Origin of the sequence: Streptomyces sp. CA-243310, assembly GCF_050936775.1 — a bacterium.
Lineage (GTDB): Bacteria > Actinomycetota > Actinomycetes > Streptomycetales > Streptomycetaceae > Streptomyces.
On record NZ_JBNJMF010000003.1, the window covers coordinates 205,854 to 229,778 of the forward strand.

Below are 23,925 nucleotides of genomic sequence, written 5' to 3' on the forward strand. Positions count from 1 at the left end.
CCCCGGTCAGCCGCCCAGGACCGTCCAGGTGTCGTTGCCGGCGAGGAGGGCGGAGAGGTCCGCCTTGCCCTGCTGCGCGATGGCGGTGTCGAGTTGGTCGGCCATGAGGGTGTCGTAGACGGGGCGTTGGACGCTGCGCAGGACTCCGATGGGGGTGTGGTGGAGGGTGTCGGGGTCGGCGAGGCGGGAGAGGGCGAAGGCGGTGGTGGGGCTGGTGGTGTGGGCGTCGTGGATGAGGAGGTGGGGGGTGTTCTCGGGGGTGAGGGTGACTGCTTCGAGGTCGCCGGTGGTGGGGTTGCGGATGACGCCTTTGGTGTGGTCGGTGCCGAAGCGGACGGGTTGGCCGTGTTCGAGGCGGATGACGGCGTCTTGTGCTTGTTCGTTGTCCTTGAGGGCTTCGAAGGCGCCGTCGTTGAAGATGTTGCAGTTCTGGTAGATCTCGACGAGTGCGGTGCCTTGGTGGTCGGCGGCTTGGCGCAGGACGTCGGTGAGGTGTTTGCGGTCGGAGTCGATGGTGCGGGCGACGAAGCCGGCTTCGGCTCCGATGGCGAGGGAGACGGGGTTGAAGGGGGCGTCGAGGGAGCCCATGGGGGTGGATTTGGTGATTTTTCCGAGTTCGGAGGTGGGGGAGTACTGGCCTTTGGTGAGGCCGTAGATGCGGTTGTTGAAGAGGAGGATTTTGAGGTTGACGTTGCGGCGGAGGGCGTGGATGAGGTGGTTTCCGCCGATGGAGAGGGCGTCTCCGTCGCCGGTGACGACCCAGACGGAGAGGTCGCGGCGGGAGGTGGCGAGGCCGGTGGCGATGGCGGGTGCGCGTCCGTGGATGGAGTGCATGCCGTAGGTGTTCATGTAGTAGGGGAATCGGGAGGAGCAGCCGATTCCGGAGACGAAGACGATGTTCTCTTTGGCGAGGCCGAGTTCGGGCATGAAGCCCTGGACGGCGGCGAGCACGGCGTAGTCGCCGCAGCCCGGGCACCAGCGGACCTCCTGATCCGACTTGAAGTCCTTCGCCGACTGACGGGCTTCCGCCTTCGGGACGAGGGACAGGGCTTCACTGGGCACGACTTGCCTCCTGGACGGCCTCGGCCAACTGCGCGGCTTTGAAGGGCATCCCGTTGACCTGGGTGACGGAATGGATGTTCGTCAGGTACTTGGCCCGGATCAGGGTGGCGAGCTGCCCGAGGTTCATCTCCGGCAGCACCACCTTGTCGTAGCGCTCCAAGACCTCGTCCAGATTGCGGGGGAAGGGGTTCAGATGACGCAGGTGGGCCTGGGCGACCGGGAAGCCGTCCTTGCGCAGCCGGCGTACGGCCGCGGTGATGGGGCCGTAGGTGGAGCCCCAGCCGAGGACGAGGACGCGGGCCTCGTCGGGGTCGTCCACGTCCAGGTCGGGGACCCGGATGCCGTCGATCTTGGCCTGGCGGGTGCGGACCATGAACTCGTGGTTGGCGGGGTCGTAGGAGATGTTGCCGGTGCCGTCCTGCTTCTCGATGCCGCCGATGCGGTGTTCGAGGCCGGGAGTGCCGGGGACCGCCCACGGGCGCGCCAGGGTCTGGGGATCGCGCTTGTAGGGCCAGAACACCTCGGTGCCGTCCGCCAGCTCGTGGTTCGGACCGGTGGCGAAGCGGGTGCGCAGATCCGGAAGTTCGTCCACGTCCGGGATCTTCCACGGTTCGGAGCCGTTGGCGAGGTAACCGTCGGACAGCAGGAACACCGGGGTCCGGTAGGTCAGCGCGATCCGGGCGGCATCGATCGCCGCGTCGAAGCAGTCCGCGGGGGTGCGCGGGGCCACGATCGGGACGGGTGCCTCGCCGTTGCGCCCGTACATGGCCTGGAGCAGGTCGGCCTGCTCGGTCTTGGTCGGCAGCCCCGTCGAGGGCCCGCCGCGCTGGATGTCCACGATCAGCAGCGGCAGCTCCAGCGACACCGCCAGACCGATGGTCTCCGACTTCAGCGCCACACCGGGGCCCGAGGTGGTCGTGACCCCCAGGGCGCCGCCGAAGGCCGCGCCCAGGGCCGCGCCGATCCCGGCGATCTCGTCCTCGGCCTGGAAACTGCGGATCCCGAAGTTCTTGTGCCGGCTCAGCTCGTGCAGGATGTCCGACGCCGGCGTGATCGGGTACGAGCCCAGGTAGACCGGCAGGTCGGCGAGGTGCCCGGCGGCGATGAGCCCGTACGACAGGGCCAGGTTCCCGGAGATGTTGCGGTAGGTGCCGCTGGGGAACGCGCTGGTGGCGGGCGCGACCTCGTAGGAGACGGCGAAGTCCTCGGTGGTCTCGCCGAAGTTCCAGCCGGCCCGGAAGGCGGCCACGTTCGCCTCGGCGATCTCCGGCTTCTTCGCGAACTTCCGACGCAGGAACCGCTCCGTGCCCTCCGTCGGACGGTGGTACATCCACGACAGCAGGCCCAGCGCGAACATGTTCTTGCTGCGCTCGGCCTCCTTGCGCGACAGCCCGAACTCCTTCAGCGCCTCCACCGTCAACGTGGTGAGCGGGACCGGGTGCACGCGGTAGGCGTCCAACGAGCCGTCCTCCAACGGGGAGGTCGCGTAGCCGACCTTCGCCATCGGGCGCTTGGTGAACTCATCGGTGTTGACGATGATCTCCGCGCCGCGCGGAACGTCCGCGATGTTCGCCTTCAGCGCCGCCGGATTCATCGCCACCAGCACATTCGGGGCGTCGCCCGGTGTCAGGATGTCGTGATCGGCGAAATGCAGCTGGAAGGACGACACGCCCGGCAGAGTGCCGGCGGGGGCGCGAATCTCGGCGGGAAAGTTCGGCAGGGTCGAGAGGTCGTTGCCGAAGGACGCCGTCTCCGAAGTGAAACGGTCGCCGGTCAGCTGCATGCCGTCGCCCGAGTCACCCGCGAAACGGATGATCACACGATCGAGGCGGCGGACTTCCTTCTCGCCGGCCGGGGGAATGGCAGTCTCGGTCATCACTCAGGCCTTGATCTCGCAGATGGTGGCGCCGGAGGTGAGGGACGCGCCGACTTCGGCCTTGAGGCCGACGATGGTGCCGGAGCGGTGTGCGTTGAGGGGTTGTTCCATCTTCATGGCCTCGAGGACGACGATCAGGTCGCCCTCGTCGACCTGCTGGCCTTCCTCGACGGCGATCTTGACGATGGTTCCCTGCATCGGGGAGGCCAGGGTGTCGCCGGAGGCGGCTTTGACGCTCTTGTTGCCGCGCCGCTTGATCTTGGTCGCGGTACCGCCGCCCATGGAGGCCGCGCCCCGTGTGAACGTCGTCCCCAGCGATGCGGGCAGCGAGACCTCCAGACGGCGGCCACCGACCTCGACCACCAGCGATTCGCGTCCCTCTTCCGCCTCGGGATCCTCGCCCGCCACCGCGTTGAAGGCCTTGATGTCGTTGACGAACTCGGTTTCGATCCAGCGGGTGTGGACCGTGAAGGGTCCTTCCGCGGGGGCGAAGGCGGGGTCGGTGACGACGGCGCGGTGGAAGGGGAGGGCGGTGGCCATGCCCTCGATCTCGAACTCGGCGAGTGCGCGGGCGGCGCGTTGGAGGGCCTGTTCGCGGGTGGCGCCGGTGACGATCAGCTTGGCCAGGAGGGAGTCCCAGGCCGGGCCGATGACGGAGCCGGACTCCACGCCCGCGTCGAGGCGGACGCCGGGGCCGGAGGGGGGAGCGAAGCGGGTGACGGTGCCGGGGGCGGGCAGGAAGCCCCGGCCCGGGTCCTCGCCGTTGATGCGGAACTCGAAGGAGTGTCCGCGCAGTACCGGATCCCCGTAACCCAGTTCCTCGCCGTCGGCGATGCGGAACATCTCCCGGACCAGGTCGAGGCCGGTGACTTCCTCGGTGACGGGGTGTTCGACCTGGAGGCGGGTGTTGACCTCCAGGAAGGAGATCAGACCGTCCGCGGAGACCAGGAACTCCACCGTGCCCGCGCCGACGTAGCCGGCTTCCTTCAGGATGGCCTTGGACGCGGCGTACAGCTCGGCGTTCTGGGCGTCCGTCAGGAACGGGGCCGGGGCCTCCTCGACCAGCTTCTGGTGGCGGCGCTGGAGCGAGCAGTCGCGGGTGGAGACGACCACGACGTTGCCGTGGGTGTCGGCCAGGCACTGCGTCTCCACGTGGCGGGGCTTGTCGAGGTAACGCTCGACGAAGCACTCGCCGCGTCCGAACGCGGCGACGGCCTCGCGGACGGCGGAGTCGTACAGCTCGGGGACCTCTTCGAGGGTCCGGGCGACCTTCAGGCCGCGACCGCCGCCACCGAACGCGGCCTTGATCGCGATGGGCAGGCCGTGTTCCTTCGCGAACGCCACGACCTCGTCGGATCCGGAGACCGGGTCGGGGGTGCCGGCGACCAGCGGGGCGCCGGCGCGTTGGGCGATGTGCCGGGCGGCGACCTTGTCGCCCAGGTCACGGATGGCCTGGGGCGGCGGCCCGATCCACGTCAGACCGGCGTCGAGGACGGCCTGCGCGAACTCGGCGTTCTCCGACAGGAAACCGTATCCGGGATGGATCGCGTCCGCGCCGGAGTCCGCCGCCGCCTGCAGGACCTTCGCGATGTCGAGGTAGCTGGCGGCCGGGGTGTCACCGCCCAACGCGAAAGCTTCGTCGGCCGCGCGGACGTGCAGAGCGTCCCGGTCCGGGTCGGCGTAGACGGCTACGCTCGCGATCCCGGCATCCCGGCAGGCCCGAGCAACGCGGACAGCGATCTCGCCGCGGTTCGCAATCAGCACCTTACGCACGAACGCTCTCCTCAACTTCGGTGACAGTTCGAACCATCGACGGTCGAAAACGTAGCCCCGGCTCCTCGCCGGCGGCCCACCGGCAGGTAATCACCGCACGAGGACCGCCAGAGAACGCCTGGTGACCGAGTTGTGGTCGGGTGGCCGCGCCTCGGGTTACTCCCGCGGTTTATCGGTGCCGCGGCTCTGCTCCGGCGCTCTTCTCCGGCTCTTCTCTCGTGTCTCTGGAGGTATGCGGTCATGACCGATGTGTCCCGTCGGGTGCTCATGAAAGGCGCGGCGCTGACCGGCGGCGCTCTGGCGGTGCCCGCGATCGGTGTCGTGGCGGCCGCGGGAACCGCCGAGGCGGCCGTCGTCGAAGGCACCGGGGAGGCCGCCGCCCGCGCGGCCGTCCCCGCCCCGATCACCGTCACCCCCGCCGACCCGCGCTACCGCGGCCTCATATCGGGCTCCAACCAGCGCTGGGTCGGCTCCCCCGACTACGTCCGGCTCGTCGGCTCCGCCGACCAGGTCGTCAGCGCCGTACAGGAGGCCGTCGACCGGAGACTCAAGGTGGTGGTCCGCAGCGGCGGCCACTGCGACGAGGACTTCACGACCCACCCCGAGGTCCGGGTCGTCATCGACATGGCCGGGCTGGGCTCCATCGCGTACGACCCGCGGATGCGCGCCGTCTCCGTCGAGCCGGGCGCCCTGCTGGGCACCGTCTACCGCACCCTCTACAAGCGTTGGGGCGTCGTCCTGCCCGGCGGTACCTGCCCGACCGTCGGGGCCGGCGGACACATCAGCGGCGGCGGCTACGGCGCGCTGTCGCGCTCGCGCGGACTGACCGTCGACCACCTGTACGCCGTCGAGGTCGTCCACGTCGACCAGAACGGTCGGGCCCGCAAGGTGGTCGCGACCCGTGAGGCGAACGACCCGAACCGTGAGCTGTGGTGGGCGCACACCGGGGGTGGCGGCGGGAACTTCGGGATCGTCACCAAGTACTGGCTGCGCTCCCCCGGCGCCACCGGCGACGACCCGACGAAGCTGCTGCCCAAGGCGCCCTCCGAGGTGATCCTGTCGGACGTCAGCTGGTCCTGGGACGACCTGGACGAGGCGAGCTTCACCCGGCTCGTGCACAACTTCAACGTCTGGCACGAGAACAACTCGGGCCCCGGCTCCCCGGGGCGCTTCCTCTACAGCCAGTTCAAGGCGATGCACAAGGCGGCCGGCTACTTCCGGATGAGCACCCAGATCGACGCGGCGGCTCCGAACGCCGACCAGGTGCTCGACGGGTTCCTCGCGGCCGTCTCCGAGGGCACAGGGGTCCGCTACACCGTCGGCGACCGCTACCGGGCGCCGTGGCTGTACGCGGTCACCGAGTGGTCCGGGTTCGTCGAGGCCGCCGTGCCGCGCTGGAAGTCCAAGTCGGCGTACATCCGCAAGGCGATGCCGCAGGACCAGCTGAAGGCGATGTACCGGCAGCTGACCCGCACCGACTACCCGGGACCGTACGGGATGATCGCCATCGTCAGCTTCGGCGGCAGGATCAACGACACGGCGAGCGCGGACACCGCGACCGCCCAGCGGGACTCCGTCGCCAAGATGCTCTACTGCAGCCTCTGGACGAACCCGGCGGACGACGCGGTGCACCAGGGCTGGGTGCGTGAGGCCTACGCGGACGTGTACGCGAGCACCGGCGGCGTGCCCCGCCCGGGCGGGGTCAACGACGGCTGCTACATCAACTACGCGGACGCCGACATCGCCGATCCGACGCTCAACACCTCGGGCGTCCCCTGGCACCGGCTGTACTTCAAGGACAACTACCCGCGCCTCCAGCGGGCCAAGGCGAAGTGGGACCCGCGGGACGTCTTCTCGCACCGTCTCGGCATTCGCCTGCCGTAACGATTCCTCACAGGCGGCACCGCGTCCCACACGCGGTGCCGCAACGCAAGGGGAGAGCCCCGCCGGCCTCGGGCCGGCGGGGCTCTCTCGTGGCCGCCCCCGTCACGGGGCCGCCGGGAAGTGGCCTTCCTCGACGAAGAAGCCGACGTACTTCTCGAACAGTTCCTTCGTCAGCACGGGGATCTCGACGCCGGTGCCGGCCAGGGCCGCGGCCGTCTCGGTGGTGTCGATCGGCGGGTAGAACCCGTCGGTGTCGGACGTCATCATCTCGAAGGCGTCCAACAGCGGCAGCAGCGCGTTGTCGCCCGCCTTCACCGTGGTGTTCCAGTTGTCCCAGCTCACCTCGTCCAGCTCGTAGCCGAGGCCGCGCAGGAACTCGGCGCACCGGGTCAGGGCCAGCGAACTCCGGTTGAAGAGGTGGAAGGTGCGGCCGACCGCGCCGGGCTGCCGCGAGATGCCGGTGATCGCCGCGCTGACGTAGTCGACCGGCAGCAGGTGGAAGCGGCCCTCGGTGCCCTTGGGGATGCTCCGGGACTGGACCAGGCCCTTCAGCGTCAGCCACACGAAGTCGGCGGTCTGGCAGGCGCCGTTGACCTGGTCGCCGGAGATCACGTCGACGCGGTAGACCGAGACCGGCAGGCCCCGGTCCCGGGCCAGCCCGATGATCTGCTCCGCGACCCACTTGGAGCGCAGGTACCCGCTCGCGAGGGCCTCGGCCGGCCCGGTCGGGTCGGTCACCTTCAGCGGGACGCCGGGCTCGCGCACCCCGTTGAAGACACCGACGGTGGAGACGTAGTGCACCGGGACGGTGCGGTGGCGCGCCGCGAGCCGCAGCACTTCCTCCGTGCCCGTGACGTTCGAGGCCTTGAGGGTCTCGTACGGGTGCAGCCAGTGCACCCGGGCGCCGTTGTGGTAGACCACGTCGACGGTGCGGGCGAGGGCGTCGAACGCCTCCTCGGTCAGGCCGAGCCGCGGTTCGGCCAGATCGCCGAGGACGACCGACAGCCGGTCCTCGTCGATCTCGTCCCACACCCGGTACCAGCGGGCGTTGGCCTTCAGCCGCTCCAGCGCCGAGGCCTCGTCCTCGCCGCGGACCAGGCAGCGCACCCGGCCCGTGGTACCGCGCATCAGGTCCCGCAGCAAGAACGCGCCGAGGAAGCCGCTGGCCCCCGTGAGCAGGATCTCCTTCGGGTCCACGGCGGTACGTACGATCTCCTGCGCGGGCCGGATGTCGTCGGCGAGCCGGATCTCCGCGGCGTAGTCCGTTCCCTTGCGGCCGGCGGACCCGCTGGCCACCTCGCCGTGCAGGAACGCGGCGAGCGCGAGCGGCGTCGGGTGGTCGAAGACCAGCGTGGGCGGCAGCTTGAGGCCGGTGGCCGTGCCCAACTGGTTGCGCAGCTCGACCGAGGTGAGCGAGTCGAAGCCCAGCGCCGAGAACGGCTGCCCCGTGTCGATCGCCGAGGTGTCGGAGTGCCCGAGGACCGCCGAGACCTGCGCGAGGACGACCTCCAGCACCGCCCGCGACTGCTCCTCGGTCGCCAGCCCGGCCAGCCGGTCCGCCAGGGTCTCCGTGGAGACCTCGGTGTTCTGTGCGGTCCGGCGGGCCGGAGTGCGGACCAGCTTGCTCAGCAGCACCGGCACCTGGACCTGCTCCCGCAGGGTCGCGAGGTCCATCGGGGTGGCGACCAGCGCCGCGTGACCGGTCTCCAACGCGATGTCCAACAGGGCGGGGCCCTGCTCGGACTCCACGGGGCGGAAGCCGCTGCGGGCGATGCGCTGGAGGTCGGCCTGGTCGAGGTGACCGGTCATGCCGCTGGTCTGGGACCACAGGCCCCAGGCCAGGGACGTCGCGGCGAGGCCCCGGGCCTTGCGGTGCTGGGCGAGGCCGTCGAGGAAGTGGTTCGCGGCCGAGTACGTGGACTGGCCGGGGCCGCCGACGACCGCCGCGATGGACGAGAAGAGCACGAAGGCGGAAAGGTCCAGGTCCTTCGTCAGCTCGTGCAGGTTCCACGAGGCGTCGACCTTGGGACGCAGCACCGCCGAGAGCCGCTCCGGGGTCTGCGATCCGATCAGCCCGTCGTCCAGTACGCCGGCGGTGTGCAGGACGCCGGTCAGCGGGTGCGAGCGCGGGACGTCCGCCAGCACCGCGGCCAGTGCCTCCCGGTCGGCGACGTCGCAGGCCGCGATGGTCACCCGGGCGCCGAGCGAGGTCAGTTCGGCCGCGAGCGCGCCCGCCCCCTCGGCGGCGAGACCGCGCCGGCTGGTGAGCAGCAGGTTCCGTACGCCGTGCTCGACGACCAGGTGCCGGGCGAACAGGGCGCCCAGGCTGCCGGTGCCACCGGTGATCAGGACGGTGCCGTCGGGGTTCCACTCGCCGGTGCGGCCCGCGGCGGACTCGGAGATCCGGCCCAGGCGCGGTATCAGCACCCGCCCGGCGCGCACGGCCGACTGGGGTTCCCCGGAGGCGACCACCGAGGCCAGTACCGCGAACGGGTCGGCGGCGGGGTCGTCCAGGTCGAGGTCGTGGTCGACGAGCACGATCCGGCCTGGGTTCTCGGACTGCGCGGAGCGCAGCAGGCCCCACACGGTGGCCGCGCCCAGGTCGGTGACGTCCTCGTCGCGGGCGGCCACGCCGCCTCGGGTGAGGACCACCAGCCGGGTGTCGGCCAGGCGCTCCTCGGCCAGCCAGTTCTGTACGAGGGCCAGCGCGTTCCTGGTCGCCGTGTGCACGTCGGCGGCCAGGTCCCCGGTGTCGGGGGTTTCCTGGCGGGCCAGGACGACGTCGACGCGTTCGCCGGCGCCGATGACCCGTGCGGCGCGGGCCACGTCGGTGAACCGGCGGTCCCCGAAACCGTCCTTGCCCAGGGTCGCCCAGTGGGTGGTGTCCCCGGTGGCGACGACCGGGTAGGGCGCCCAGTCGACGTGGAAGAGGGAGTCGCGCCGGCGGGCCAGGGCGTTGGAGACCTCGCCGACGGCGATGGCCCGGCAGGCGACCGACGCGACCCGGGCGACGGGCTGCCCGCTCTGGTCGGCGAGCTGGACGACCAGCGCGTCGTCGGCGTCGAGCGAGAGCCGTACGCGCAGCTTGGAGGCGCCGGTCGCGTACAGCCGGACGCCCTTCCAGTCGGTGGAGATCCAGACCGCGCCCTCGGGGACGGTGCCGTAGCTCGCGAGGCAGGAGGCCGCCAGCGCGACTTCGAGGAGGGCCGGGTGCAGGCCGAAACCGGCCTGGCTGGTGCGGCTCCCGTCGGGCAGGCTGACCTCGGCGTACACCTCGTCGTCGCGGCGCCAGACGGCGTCCAGGCCCCGGTAGACCGGGCCGTAGACGTAGCCCTGGGTGGCGAGTTTCTCGTACGCGTCGTGCAGCGGGACCTCCTCGGCGCCGGCGGGCGGCCACTCGGTGAGCGCGAACGGCTCGTCCGCGCCCTGGAAGCTGAGGTGGCCGCGGGCGTTGAGGGTCCACGGCACGTCGGCGTTGTCGGGCCGCGAGTAGATCGCCAGCTCGCGCCGACCGCCGCCGGCGGCGGAGCCCACGCTGACCTGGAGGTGGATGCCGCCCTTCTCGGGCAGGGCCAGCGGGCCGAGGATCGACAGGTCGTCGAGGACGGTGCTGCCCAGCTCGTCGCCGGCGCGGATCGCCATCTCGATCAGCGCGGTCGCCGGCACCAGGATCTGGCCCAGGACGATGTGGTCCGCGAGCCAGGGATGGGTGCGCAGCGAGAGCCGGCTGGTGAACAGGACCTGGTCGGAGCCGGCGATGGTGACCGCGGCGCCGAGCAACGGGTGGTCCGCCGATTCGAGGCCCAGGTCGGAGGCGTCGGCCACGATCCCGCTGGTCTCGACCCAGTACCGCTCGTGCTGGAAGGCGTACGTGGGCAGGTCGGCGCGGCGGGCGCCCGTGTCGGCGAAGAACTCACGCCACCCGACGGGAACTCCCGCCGTGTGGAGCCGGCCGAGGCCGCTGACGAGGGTCTCGGCGTCGGGGCGGCCCCGGCGCAGCAGCGGTACGGCGGTCGCGTCGGTGAGGGTGTCGCTGACCAGCCCGGCCAGGACGGCGTCGGGGCCGATCTCGACGAAGGTCGTCGCGCCGAACTGTTCCATGGTGCGGACCGCGTCGGTGAAGCGGACGGCGCCGCGGACCTGGTCGGTCCAGTAGCCGGGGGTGCGCAGGTCGTCCCCGGTGGCGAGCTTGCCGGTGAGGGTGGAGATGACGGGCAGCTGCGGCTTGTTGTAGGTGAGGGTGGCCGCGACCTTCCGGAACTCCTCCAGCATGCCGTTCATGTGGGGGGAGTGGAAGGCGTGCGAGACCGTCAGGCGCTTGCTCTTGCGGCCCAGTTCGGCGAGCTTTCCCGCGACCTTGAGGGCGGCCTCCTCGTCGCCGGAGACGACGACGGAGGTCGGGCCGTTGACGGCGGCGATGGACAGGCGGTCCTCCAGGCCTTCGAGGAGCGGCAGCACCTCCGCCTCCGTGGCCTGCACGGCGATCATGGCGCCGCCGGTGGGCAGCGCCTGCATCAGCCCGGCCCGGGCGACCACCAGCTTCGCGGTGTCCGCGAGGTCGAGCACGCCCGCGATGTGCGCGGCCGTCAGCTCGCCGATGGAGTGCCCCGCGAGGTGGTCGGGGGTGATCCCCCAGGACTCGACGAGGCGGTACAGGGCCACCTCGACGGCGAACAGGGCCGGCTGGGTGTAGCCCGTCTCGTCCAGGTCCGTGCCGGAGGCGATGACCTCGCGGATCGACCGGTCCAGATGCCTGTCCAACTCGGCGGCGACCGCGTCGAAGGCCTCGGCGTACACGGGGAAGTGCGCGTACAGCTCCTCGCCCATCCCGGCACGCTGTGCGCCCTGACCGGTGAAGACGAACGCCGTGTGGCCGCCCGCCTTCGCGCCCCGCACCACGCTCGCGTCGGGTGCGCCGGCGGCCAGCGAGCGCAGGCCCTCCAGCAGCGCCGACCGGTCGGCGCCGACGACCACCGCGCGCTGCTCCAGCGCCGCTCGGCCGGTGGCCAGCGAGTACGCCACGTCCAGCGCGGAGGGTCCGGCGTCGGCCTCCACCAGCTCCAGCAGGCGCCGGGCCTGGTCGGCGAGCGCGTCGGGGGTCTTCGCGCCCAGCGTCCACGGCAGGAAGGGGAGCGCGCGGACGGGTGCTTCGCCGGCCGGCCGGCCCTCGTCCGAGGCCTCCTCGGCCGGCGGCTCCTCCAGGATGACGTGGGCGTTGGTGCCGCTGACGCCGAAGGCGGAGATGCCGGCGCGGCGCGGGGCGCCGCCGGCGGGCCACGGGCGGGCCTCGGTCAGCAAGGAGACGGCGCCCGCGTCCCAGTCGACCATCGGGGTCGGCTCGTCGATGTTGAGGGTCCTGGGCAGCACCCCGTGCCGCATCGCCATGATCATCTTGATGACGCCGCCCGCGCCCGCCGCCGCGACGCTGTGCCCGATGTTCGACTTCAACGAGCCCAGGTGCAGCGGCCGGTCCGCCGGGCGGTTCTGCCCGTACGTGGCCAGCAGCGCCTGCGCCTCGATCGGGTCGCCGAGCCGGGTCCCGGTGCCGTGCGCCTCCACCGCGTCCACGTCGGCCGCGAACAGCTTCGCCGCGGCCAACGCCTGGTGGATGACCCGCTCCTGGGAGGGGCCGTTGGGGGCGGTCAGCCCGTTGGAGGCGCCGTCCTGGTTGACCGCGCTGCCGCGGATCACCGCGAGGACCTCGTGGCCGTTGCGCCGGGCGTCCGACAGCTTCTCGACGAGCAGCAGACCGACCCCCTCCGACCAGGCGGTCCCGTCGGCCGCCGCGGCGAACGACTTGATCCGGCCGTCCTCGGCCAGCCCGTTCTGCCGCGAGAAGTCGACGAAGCCGCTCGGATTGCCGGACACCGTCGAACCGCCCGCCAGGGCCATGGACGACTCGCCCTTGCGGACCGACTGCACCGCCAGGTGCAGCGCCACCAGCGAGGAGGAGCACGCCGTGTCCACGGACACGGCCGGGCCCTCGAAACCGAAGGAGTACGCGATGCGGCCCGAGGCGACGGCGCTCAACTTGCTCGTCATCAGGTAGCCCTCAAGCTCCTCGGGGCCCTCCAGCCCCAGGTAGCTCTGCTCCACCACGCCCGCGAACACGCCGACCGGGGTGCCCCGCAGCGAGGTCGGGTCGATGCCCGCCTGCTCGAAGGTCTCCCACGCGGTCTCCAACAGCACCCGCTGCTGCGGGTCCATGGCGAGCGCCTCACGGGGCGAGATCCCGAAGAAGCCGGGGTCGAAGAGGGCCGCGCCCTCAAGGAACCCGCCCTTCTTCGTGTACGACTTGCCGGGCCTGCCGCGCTCCGGGTCGTAGAGGGCGTCGATGTCCCAGCCGCGGTCATCGGGCCAGTCGGTGATCCCGTCGGCCTCGTCCATGACCAGCTTCCACAGGGTCTCCGGAGAGGTCACCCCGCCCGGGAAGCGGCAGGCCATGCCGACGATCGCGACCGGCTCGTCCTGGCCGGCCTCCAGTTCCGCGACCCGCTGCCTCGTCTTCTGAAGGTCGGTGGTCACCCACTTGAGGTACTCGACCATCTTCTGTTCTTTGGAAACAGCCTGGTCCGTGGACGCTGACGGTTCGTTGGACTTGGTCTCATTGGACATGCGAAATCAACTTCTCCTCAGAGCTGCGTACGTCGGGACCGTCAGTTCGCGGAACGGCCGAGCTGGTTGTCGATGAAGTCGAAGAGGTCGTCCGCGGAAGCGGATTCGATCGTGCTCGCCAGGTCCGGGCCCGCGGCCGTTCCCGTCGCCTCGTTCAGCCGGGAAAGGATCGCCTGGAGCCGTACAGAGACCGTGGAGCGCGCCTGGACGTCCTCCAGGAGGGCGGTCAGGTTCGCCTCCACCCGGTCGAGGTCCGCCATCACGGGCGCCGACGCGTCGCCGGCGCCGTCGGGCGCCACCTCGCCCAGCACGTGCTCCGCGAGGGCGGTGGGCGTCGGGTGGTCGAAGACCACCGTCGCGGACAGCCTGACCCCCGTCGCCGCACCCAGACGGTTGCGCAGCTCCACCGCCGTCATCGAGTCGAAGCCCATCTCCTGGAAGGCCCGGTCGGCCTGTACCGCGTCCTGGCCCGAGTGCCCCAGCACCGTGGCCACTTCACCGCGTACGAGGTCCAGCACCATCTGGTGCCGCTCCAGCGCCGACAACCCGGCCAGCCGGGTCGCGAGGAGCTCCACGGAGCCCGTGCCGGACTGGGCCGCGCGCCGGTTCGCCACCCGCACCAGGGACCGGAACACCGGCGGCACCAGGCCGTGCGCCCGCATCGCGGACAGGTCGACCGGGAGCACCACGACCGCCGGGCTGCCGCCGGCCGCGGCCGCGTCGAAGAGACCACCGCCCTCCTGCGGGGTGACCGGCCGGAAGCCCTCGCGGCCGAACCGCTTCAGGTCGTTCTCGTCCAGGCCCGCGTTGATTCCGTGGCTCAGGTCCCACAGGCCCCAGGCCAGTGAGGTCGCCGGGAGCCCGAGGGCCCGACGATGCGCGGCCAGACCGTCCAGGAAGGCGTTGGCCGCCGCGTAGTTGGACTGGCCGGGGCCACCGATGACACCGACGCTGGAGGAGAACAGCACGAACGCCGACAGCCCCAGGTCCCGCGTCAACTCGTGCAGGTGCCAGGCCGCGTCCGCCTTCGGACGCAGCACGGCCGCCAGACTGTCCGGCCCGAGTGCCGCGACCAGACCGTTGTCGAGGACACCCGCGGCGTGCACCACGCCCCGCAGCGGATGTTCCGTCGGGATCGCCGCCAGGGCTCCGGCCAGCGCGTCCCGGTCGGAGACGTCCACGGAGGACAGCGTCACCCGGGCGCCGAGCGCCCCGAGTTCGGCCCGCAACTCCGCCGCGCCCGCGGCGTCCGCACCACTGCGGCTGACCAACAGCAGGTTCCGTACGCCGTGCTCGGCGACCAGGTGCCGGGCGAAGAGCGCGCCCAGCGCCCCCGTGCCACCGGTGATCAGCACGGTGCCCTCCGGGCCCCACGGGGTCGGCGCGTCCTCGCTCTCCCGGACCACGCGGCGCAGCCTCGGCAGCAGTACCTCGCCGCCGCGCAGCGCCGCCTGCGGCTCGCCCGAGGCGAGTACGGCGGACAGGGCGTCCACCGGCACCGCGCCGGCGTCGGCGTGGTCCAGGTCGACCAGCACGATCCGGTCCGGGGCCTCGGCCTGCGCGGAGCGCAGCAGCCCCCACACGGTGGCCGAGCCCGGCTCGGGAACCCCCTCGGAACCGGTGTCGACCGCGCCCCGGGTGAGGACCACCAGACGGGTCGCCTCCAACCGGTCGTCGGCCAGCCAGTCCTGCGCCAGCGACAGGGCCTGTCGCGCCGCCGCGTGGGCCGCGCCCACCACGTCACCGGAGGTGTCCGGCGCGATCCGGGCCACCACGGCGTCCACGGCGGCCCCGGCCTCGGCGGCCTTGCCGACCGCCGCCACCTCCTCGAAGGACGGGCCGTCGAAACCGCCCTCGGCGGCGCCGAGGACGCCCCAGCGGACCCGGCTGCCCGGCTCGGGCAGCGCGGTGGCCGACCAGTCGACCCGGAACAGCGGCAGGTTGCCGCCGGCGCGCGCGGTGAACTCCTCGTCCGGCACGTCCCGGAAGACGAGCCGCTCGATCGTGGCGACGGGCTGCTCCTCCGCGTCCGAGAGCCGTACGGTCACGGCCCCCTCGGCGTCCCCGTCGAGCGGGGCGATCCGCACCCGCACGGCGGTCGCGCCGGTCGCGTGCAGCCGGACACCCTGCCACCGGGCCGGGATCCTGGTCGTGCCGGCCGCGCCGGCGCCGCCGGTTCCGGCGAGCGCGGCCTCCAGCAGCGCCGGGTGCAGCTCGTAGGCGGCCGCGTCGGGCAGCAGTTCCTCGGGCAGCCGGACCTCGACGGCCTCGCCGCCCACCGCGGCGGGCACCTGCTGTCCGCCGGTGGTCTCGAAGGAGCCGTGCGCGTGGACCGTCCAACCGGCCTCGGCCTCGTCACCGCGGGTGTGGACCGTGAAGGGACGCCGCCCGGCCGCGTCCACCGGGCCCACGCCCAACTGGAGTTGGAGGGCGCCCTGGACGGGCAGCACCACCGGGGTGCTCGACTCCAGCTCGGCGAGCCCGCCCAGCCCCAGTTCGTCGCTCGCCCGGACCGCCAGCTCCACCAGCGCGGAGGACGGCAGCACGGCCGATTCGAAGACGGCGTGCTCGGCCAGCCACGGGTGCGAGCGCACCGAGAGCCGGCTGGTGAACAGCACCTGGTCGGCCCCGGCGATGGTGACGGCCGCCCCGAGCAGCGGGTGCCCGGTCGGGTCCAGGCCGTATCCGGCCTCGGCCGCCGCACCCGATCCCTTCAACCAGAACGCCTCGTGCTGGAAGGCGTACGTCGGCAGGTCGGTCCGCTCGGCGCCCGTACCGGCGAAGTAGGCCTCCCAGTCGACGCGGAAGCCGCGGCTGTGCAACCGGCCCACACCCGCGACGAGGGTCTCCGCGTCGGGTCGACCCCGCCGCAGCAGCGGCACGGCGACCGCGTCCGTCACGATGTTCTGCGCCAGGGCGGTGAGGACGGCGTCGGGGCCGATCTCGGTGAAGGTGGTGGTGCCGAGGGTTTCCAGGGTGGAGATGGCGTCGGTGAAGCGGACGGTGCCGCGGACCTGGTCGGTCCAGTAGTCGGGGGTGCGCAGGTCGTTGTCGGTGGCGAGTTTGCCGGTGAGGGTGGAGACGATGGGGATGCGGGGTTCGTGGTAGGTGAGGCCGGCCGCGATGGTCTTGAACTCCTTGAGCATTCCGTCCATGTGGGGGGAGTGGAAGGCGTGGGAGACGGTGAGTCGTTTGGTTTTGCGGCCTTGTGCCTCGAACTGCTCCGCGAGGTGCAGGGCGGTGTTCTCGTCGCCGGAGACGACGACGGATGTGGGGCCGTTGACGGCGGCGATGGCGAGGTGGTCGTGGAGGTCTTCGAGGTGGTGGAGTGTTTCGGTTTCGGTGGCTTGGAGGGCGATCATGGCGCCGCCGGTGGGGAGGGCTTGCATGAGTCGGGCGCGGGCGGCGACGAGTTTGGCGGCGTCGGGGAGGGTGAGGATTCCGGCGATGTGGGCGGCTGCGAGTTCGCCGATGGAGTGGCCGGCGAGGTGGTCGGGCTTCAGGTCCCAGGATTCGAGGAGTCGGTAGAGGGCGATTTCGAGGGCGAAGAGGGCGGGTTGGGTGTTTGCCGGTGTCGTCGAGGTTGTCGCCGGTGGTGATGATCTCGCGGATCGGCCGGTCCAGGTGCTGGTCCAGCTCGGCGGCGACTGCGTCGAAGGCGGTGGCGTAGGCGGGGAAGGCGGCGTACAGCTCCTCGCCCATTCCGGCGCGCTGCGCGCCCTGCCCCGTGAACAGGAACGCCGTCTTGCCGCCGACCCGGCTGTCACGTACGACCCCCGGCGCCGAGGCACCCGAAGCCAGCGCCCGCAGACCCTCCAGCAGAGTGTCCCGGTCCGTGCCGACGACCGCCGCCCGGTGCTCGAACAGCGAGCGTCCGGCCGCCAGCGAGACACCGACGTCGATCGGGTCGACGCCCGCGCCGGCACCGGAGAACAGCTCCAGCAGCCGCCGGGCCTGGTCCGTCACGGCCTGCGCCGTCTTGCCGGACAGGGTCCACGGCACCACCGGAAGCGGCGACCGGTCCCGGTCGACGGCCGCGGGCGACGGTCGGGCCGCGGGCTGTTCGATGATGACGTGCGCGTTGGTGCCGCTGATGCCGAAGGAGGAGACGGCCGCACGGCGCGGACGCTCGTACGCCTGCCAGGGCCGTGCGTCGGTGAGCAGCTCGACCGCGCCCGCCTCCCAGTCGACGTGCCCGGACGGCGCGTCCACGTGCAGGGTCTTGGGCAGCACCTCGTGGCGCATCGCCTCGATCATCTTGATGACGCTGCCGACGCCGGCCGCGGCCTGGCTGTGCCCGATGTTCGACTTCAGGGAGCCGAGGTACAGCGGCCGGTCCTCCGGCCGGTCCTGGCCGTAGGTGGCCAGCAGGGCCTGCGCCTCGATCGGGTCGCCCAGGGTGGTGCCGGTGCCGTGCGCCTCGACCACGTCCACGTCGGCCGTGGTCAGACCTGCGTTGGCCAGCGCCTGGCGGATGACCCGCTCCTGGGAGGGGCCGTTGGGGGCGGTCAGACCGTTGGAGGCGCCGTCCTGGTTGATGGCGGAGCCCCGGATGACCGCGAGGACGGTGTGTCCGTTGCGTTCGGCGTCGGAGAGCCGCTCGACGAGGAGCAGGCCCACGCCCTCGGACCAGCCGGTGCCGTCGGCGCCGGCGGCGAAGGGCTTGCAGCGGCCGTCGGGCGACAGCCCGCGCTGACGGGAGAACTCCACGTACGAGGTGGGACTGGACATCACGGTGACACCGCCGGCGAGCGCGAGGTCGCACTCGCCGGAACGCAGCGCGTTCGCCGCCATGTGCATGGCCACCAGGGAGGAGGAGCAGGCCGTGTCGACGGTGACCGCCGGACCCTCCAGCCCCAGCGTGTACGAGACCCGGCCCGAGGCCACACTGCCCGCGTTTCCGCTGGCCAGGTAGCCCTCCAGGTCCTCCGGGATCGTCGTGAGGGCCGAGCCGTAGTCGTGGTACATCACACCGGCGAACACGCCCGTGCGGCTGCCGCGCAGCGAGGCCGGGACGATGCCCGCGTTCTCCACGGTCTCCCAGGCGGTCTCCAACAGCAGCCGCTGCTGCGGGTCGGTGGCCAGCGCCTCGCGCGGGGACATCCCGAAGAACTCCGGGTCGAACAGGTCCGCGTCGTGCAGGAACCCGCCGCCCCGGGCGTACGTGGTGCCCGTGTGGTCGGGGTCCGGGTGGTACAGGTTCTCCAGGTCCCAGCCCCGGTTGACCGGGAACTCGGTGATCGCGTCCGCGCCCTGGGCGACCAGCCGCCACAGGTCCGCGGGCGAGGAGACCCCGCCCGGGTAGCGGCAGGCCATGCCGACGATCGCGATCGGCTCCGGCGCGCCGCCCGAACCGGCCGCGACCGTGACGGCCACGACGGCGGCCGGGGCGTTCCCGCGGTCCCCGAACAGCTCGGCCGACAGATGCGCGGCCAGGGCCGCCGGGTTCGGGTAGTCGAAGACGAGGGTGCTGGGCAGCCGCATGCCGGTGGCCGTGTTGAGCTGGTTGCGCAGCTCGACGGCGGTCAGCGAGTCGAAGCCCAGTTCCTGGAAGGCGCGGTCGGCGTCGATGCCGGTGTGGTCGGTGTGCCCGAGCACCCCGGCGACCCTCGCCCGGACCAGGTCGATCAGAGCCTGGTCCCGTTCGGCCGGGGAGAGGGCGCCCAGCCGGTCGGCCAACGAGGATTCGCCGGCCGCGCGGGACGCGGCCTTGCGCGGGGCGGCCGTGACCAGACCCCGGAACAGCGGGTGCGGGCCGTCGGTCTGCTTGCGCAGCGCGGTGGTGTTCAGCCGGGTCACCGCGAGGATCGCCTCGCCGGTGCCGGGGGCCGCGTCGAAGAGGTCCATGGCGTCGGTCGTGGACAGCGGCAACAGCCCGGTGCGCTCGATGCGCCTGAGGTCGGCTTCCTCGAGGGAGCCGCTGAGGGTGGAGGCCTGGGCCCACAGGCCCCAGGCCAGTGAGGTGGCGGGGAGGCCGTTGGCCTGCCGGTACTGGGCGAGGGCGTCGAGGAAGGTGTTGCCGGCGGCGTAGTTGGCCTGGCCGGCGTTGCCGATCAGGCCCGCGATGGAGGAGTAGAGGACGAAGGCCGACAGGTCCAGGTCCTTGGTGAGGTCGTGCAGGTTCCAGGCCGCGTCGACCTTCGGCGCCAGTACCCTCCCCAGTCGCTCGGGGGTGAGCGAGGAGAGCAGGCCGTCGTCCAGCACACCGGCCGTGTGGATCACCCCGGTGAGCGGCTGCTCGGAGGGGATCGCGGCCAGCACGCCCGCCAGGGCCTCCCGGTCGGCGACGTCACAGGCGGCCACGGTGACCTCGGCACCGAGCCCGGTCAGTTCGGCCGTCAACTCGGCCGCGCCCGCCGCCTCGGCACCGCGTCGGCTGAGGAGCAGCAGGTGCCGCGCGCCGTGTTCGGTGACCAGGTGCCGGGCCAGTACGCCGCCCAGCGCGCCGGTCGCGCCGGTGATCAGGGTCGTTCCCCGGTCCCAACGCGGCGTCACCGCCTCGGAGTCCGGGCGGGTACGGGCCAGGCGCGGGACGAGGTACGCGTCGCCGCGCACCGCGATCTGCGGCTCGCCCGACGCGAGGGCGGAGGCCGGCAGGGTGTCACCGTCCAGGTCCACCAGGACGATCCGCCCCGGGTTCTCGCTCTGCGCCACGAGCAGCAGACCCCGCACGGAGGCCTGCGCCAGATCGGTGACGGGCTCGTCGGCGGTGGCGACGGCGCCCCGGGTGACCACCACCAGCGTGGTGTCGGCGAACCGCTCGTCGGCCGTCCAGGACTGGACCGTCGCGAGCGCCTCCCGCACCGCGCGGTGCGTGGCGGTCGGCACGTCGGTGTCGACGCCGCCGACCGGCAGCGCGAGGACGAGCGTGCCCGGCACGGGTTCGGCCGCCGCGACCGAGGCGAGGTCGGCGTACGGGCGGGCGCCCTCGACGGTGAGGTCGCCGATCACGGCCCAACCCGAGGTGTCCACCGTCGGGCGTGCCGAGGGCAGCGTGTTCCAGGCGACCCGGAACAGCCCGTCGCGGGCCGTGGAGTTCGCCTCGCGCAGCGCCTCCTTCGACAGCGGGCGCAACAGCAGCGACTCGACGGTCGCCACCGGGGCGCCCGTCCCGTCGGCCACCGTCAGCGAGGCCACCTCGGGACCGGTCAGCGTCAACCGCACCCGCAGGGCCGAGGCGCCCGTGGCGTGCACGCTCACCCCGGACCAGGAGAACGGCAGCAACGCCACCCGTTCGTCGTCCACCACGCCGGGCAGCAGCGGGTGCAGCGCCGAGTCCAGCAGCGCCGGGTGCAGCAGGAAGCGTCCGGCGTCGGCGCGCCGCGCGTCCGGCAGGGCCAGCTCGGCGAAGATCTCCCCGTCGCCCTTCCAGACGCGGCGCAGCCCCTGGAAGGCAGGGCCGTACGCGTAGTCCTGGGCGGCGAGCCGCTCGTACACCCCGTCCAGGGGGACCTCGGTCGCGCCGGCCGGCGGCCACACCGACAGGGCCTCGCCGCCGGTGTCGGCGGCGGGGGCCAGGACGCCCTTGGCGTTCAGCGTCCACGGTCGGGCCTCGGCGGGCTCCTCGCCGTCGGGACGCGAGTACACGTCCACACCGCGGCGACCCGAGCCGTCCGCGTCCGCGACCACGAGCTGGACCTGCACCCCGCCGTGCTCGGGCAGCACCAGCGGGGCCGACAGGGTCAGTTCCTCCACCTGCGGGGTCCCCAGCCGGCCTCCCGCCAGGACGGCCAGTTCCACGAAGGCGGTGCCCGGGAGCAGGACGCTGCCGAGGACGGCGTGGTCCCCCAGCCAGGGGTGCGAGCGCAGTGACAACCGGCTGGTGAAGAGGGTCTGTTCCCCGTCGGCGAGGTCCAGGCTCGCCCCGAGGATGGGGTGGTCGGTGGGGCTCAGGCCGAGCCCCGACGCGTCGGCGGCGGCCTCGACGGCGTCGAGCCAGTAGCGCTCGCGCTGGAAGGCGTACGTCGGCAGGTCGAGGGCGGAGTCGAGCCGGCCGCCGAAGTACGCGGACCAGTCGACCCGACCACCTCGCGCGTACACCTGGCCCACGGCCGACGCCAGCTGCGGGGCCTCGGGGCGGCCCGCCCGCAGGGTGGCCGCGGCCACCGCGGCGTCGGGGTCCTCGACGGCTCCCGTCACCAGGGCGGTGAGGACGGCGTCGGGGCCGATCTCGGTGAAGGTGGTGGTGCCGAGGGTTTCCAGGGTGGAGATGGCGTCGGTGAAGCGGACGGTGCCGCGGACCTGGTCGGTCCAGTAGTCGGGGGTGCGCAGGTCGTTGTCGGTGGCGAGTTTGCCGGTGAGGGTGGAGACGATGGGGATGCGGGGTTCGTGGTAGGTGAGGCCGGCCGCGATGGTCTTGAACTCCTTGAGCATTCCGTCCATGTGGGGGGAGTGGAAGGCGTGGGAGACGGTGAGTCGTTTGGTTTTGCGGCCTTGTGCCTCGAACTGCTCCGCGAGGTGCAGGGCGGTGTTCTCGTCGCCGGAGACGACGACGGATGTGGGGCCGTTGACGGCGGCGATGGCGAGGTGGTCGTGGAGGTCTTCGAGGTGGTGGAGTGTTTCGGTTTCGGTGGCTTGGAGGGCGATCATGGCGCCGCCGGTGGGGAGGGCTTGCATGAGTCGGGCGCGGGCGGCGACGAGTTTGGCGGCGTCGGGGAGGGTGAGGATTCCGGCGATGTGGGCGGCTGCGAGTTCGCCGATGGAGTGGCCGGCGAGGTGGTCGGGCTTCAGGTCCCAGGATTCGAGGAGTCGGTAGAGGGCGATTTCGAGGGCGAAGAGGGCGGGTTGGGTGTTGCCGGTGTCGTCGAGGTTGTCGCCGGTGGTGATGATCTCGCGGATCGGCCGGTCCAGGTGCTGGTCCAGCTCCGATGCGACTGCGTCGAAGGCGGTGGCGTAGGCGGGGAAGGCGGCGTACAGCTCCTCGCCCATCCCGGCGCGCTGCGCGCCCTGCCCCGTGAACAGGAACGCCGTCTTGCCGGCGGACTTCGCACCCCGCACCAACCCCGGGGCCGAGCCGTCCTCGGTCAGGGCCCGCAGGCCCCTCACCAGCTCCTCACGGTCGACGCCCGCGATCACCGCCCGGTGGTCGAACGCCGCCCGCCCGCCGATCAGCGCCCGGCCCAGCTCTGCCGGATCGAGGTCCCCGTGGGCGTCCACGTACGCCAGCAGCCGCTCCGCCTGCCCGGTCACGGCCCGAGCCGACTTGCCGGACAGCACCCAGGGCACCACCGGCACCAGCGGTACCACCGGCGGGGCCGGCAGCGGTTCGGTGTCCGCCGCCTCCGGGACGGGCGGGGCCTGCTCGACGACCACGTGGGCGTTGGTGCCGCCGAAGCCGAAGGAGGACACGCCGGCCCGGCGCGGAGCACCGGTCTCGGGCCACTCCCGGGCCTCGTGGAGGAGCGCGACCGCGCCCGCCTCCCAGTCGATCCGGGTCGAGGGCTCCTGCGCGTGCAGGGTCTTGGGCATCACTCCGTGCCGGATCGCCTGGACCATCTTGATGATGCCGCCGACGCCGGCCGCGGCCTGGCTGTGCCCGATGTTCGACTTCAGGGAGCCGAGGTACAGCGGCCGGTCCTCCGGCCGGTCCTGGCCGTAGGTGGCCAGCAGGGCCTGTGCCTCGATCGGGTCTCCGAGCGAGGTGCCGGTGCCGTGCGCCTCGACCACGTCCACGTCGGCCGTGGTCAGACCTGCGTTGGCCAGGGCCTGGAGGATGACCCGCTCCTGGGAGGGGCCGTTCGGCGCGGTCAGGCCGTTGGACGCGCCGTCCTGGTTGACGGCGGTGCCGCGGATCACCGCGAGCACGGTGTGCCCGTTGCGCCGCGCGTCGGAGAGCCGCTCCACGAGCAGCAGGCCCACGCCCTCGGCCCAGCCGGTGCCGTCAGCGTGCTCCGAGAAGGACTTGCAACGGCCGTCGGCGGACAGACCGCGCAGCCGGGAGAACTCGATGAAGGCGGTGGGCGTCGACATCACGGCCGCGCCGCCGGCGAGCGCGAGGTCGCACTCGCCGGAGCGCAGCGCGTTCGCCGCCATGTGCATGGCCACCAGGGAGGAGGAGCAGGCCGTGTCGACGGTGACCGTCGGTCCCTCCAACCCGAAGGTGTAGGCCAGCCGGCCCGAGGCGATGCTGCCCGCGCTCCCGCTGAACAGGTACCCCTCGTTGCCCTCGGCGGGCAGCCCGGCGCGGGAGCCGTAGTCGTTGTACATCAGGCCCGTGAACACGCCCGTACGGCTGCCCCGCAGCGAGGCCGGATCGATCCCGGCCCGCTCGAAGGCCTCCCAGGTGGTCTCCAGCAGCAGCCGCTGCTGGGGGTCCACGGCGAGCGCCTCGCGCGGGGACATCCCGAAGAACTCGGGGTCGAACCGGTCGGCCTCGTGCAGGAACCCGCCCTCGGCGGTGTACGAGGTGCCCGCCGCGTCGGGGTCGGTGTCGTACAACCCCTCCAGGTCCCAGCCGCGGTTGACGGGGAACCCGCCCACCGCGTCGACCCCGTCGGTGACCAGCTTCCAGAGGTCATCGGGGGTGGCGACCCCGCCGGGGTACCGGCACGCCATCCCGACGATCGCGATGGGCTCCTGCGCCTTGTCCTCCACCTCGCGCAGACGCTTCTTCGCGTCCCGGGCATCGGCGATGGCCCGCTTGAGGTAGTCCCGGAGTTCTTGCTCGTTCGCCACGTGATCTCAGCTCCCCGACGTGATGTGGCTGGGTGATGAAG

General features: G+C 72.3%; 5 protein-coding genes and 1 pseudogene. 1 reads left to right on the forward strand and 5 read right to left on the reverse strand.

Annotated features, from left to right (window positions below):
• Positions 1-6: 6 nt before the first annotated feature.
• From ACQEVM_RS34305 to ACQEVM_RS34315, 3 genes are read right to left on the reverse strand one after another with little or no spacing between them, the layout of a single operon-like run.
• Entirely contained in the window at positions 7-1,062 is a 1,056-nt protein-coding gene (locus ACQEVM_RS34305; RefSeq protein ID WP_433085893.1) for a 2-oxoacid:ferredoxin oxidoreductase subunit beta, read from the reverse strand.
• A complete protein-coding gene (locus ACQEVM_RS34310; protein WP_433085895.1) occupies positions 1,052-2,938 on the reverse strand; it encodes a 2-oxoacid:acceptor oxidoreductase subunit alpha in 1,887 nt (628 codons plus the stop codon). Before ACQEVM_RS34310 ends, ACQEVM_RS34305 begins: the two co-directional genes overlap by 11 nt.
• A 3-nt stretch (positions 2,939-2,941) precedes the next feature.
• Entirely contained in the window at positions 2,942-4,711 is a 1,770-nt protein-coding gene (locus ACQEVM_RS34315) for an acetyl/propionyl/methylcrotonyl-CoA carboxylase subunit alpha (RefSeq protein WP_433085897.1), read from the reverse strand.
• Between the two features lie 240 nt (positions 4,712-4,951).
• Between ACQEVM_RS34315 and ACQEVM_RS34320 the strand changes: the two genes are divergently transcribed.
• A complete protein-coding gene (locus ACQEVM_RS34320; protein ID WP_433085899.1) occupies positions 4,952-6,595 on the forward strand; it encodes an FAD-binding oxidoreductase in 1,644 nt (547 codons plus the stop codon).
• A 102-nt stretch (positions 6,596-6,697) separates the two neighbouring features.
• On the opposite strand, the gene ACQEVM_RS34325 is transcribed toward ACQEVM_RS34320, so the two are convergent.
• Together ACQEVM_RS34325 and ACQEVM_RS34330 are read right to left on the reverse strand one after the other, a co-directional pair.
• Complete coding sequence (locus ACQEVM_RS34325) at positions 6,698-13,210, reverse strand: type I polyketide synthase (RefSeq protein WP_433085901.1); 6,513 nt, start codon at positions 13,208-13,210, stop codon at positions 6,698-6,700.
• Positions 13,211-13,251: 41 nt separating this feature from the next.
• Positions 13,252-23,866: pseudogene (locus tag ACQEVM_RS34330) on the reverse strand (SDR family NAD(P)-dependent oxidoreductase); the annotation flags it as partial.
• Positions 23,867-23,925: the final 59 nt, after the last annotated feature.

Coding starts and splice junctions, on each gene's coding strand:
- ACQEVM_RS34310 (WP_433085895.1), bottom strand. CDS start 2,938: ATGACCGAGACTGCCATTCCCCCGGCCGGCGAGAAGGAAGTCCGCCGC.
- ACQEVM_RS34320 (WP_433085899.1), top strand. CDS start 4,952: ATGACCGATGTGTCCCGTCGGGTGCTCATGAAAGGCGCGGCGCTGACC.
- ACQEVM_RS34325 (WP_433085901.1), bottom strand. CDS start 13,210: ATGTCCAATGAGACCAAGTCCAACGAACCGTCAGCGTCCACGGACCAG.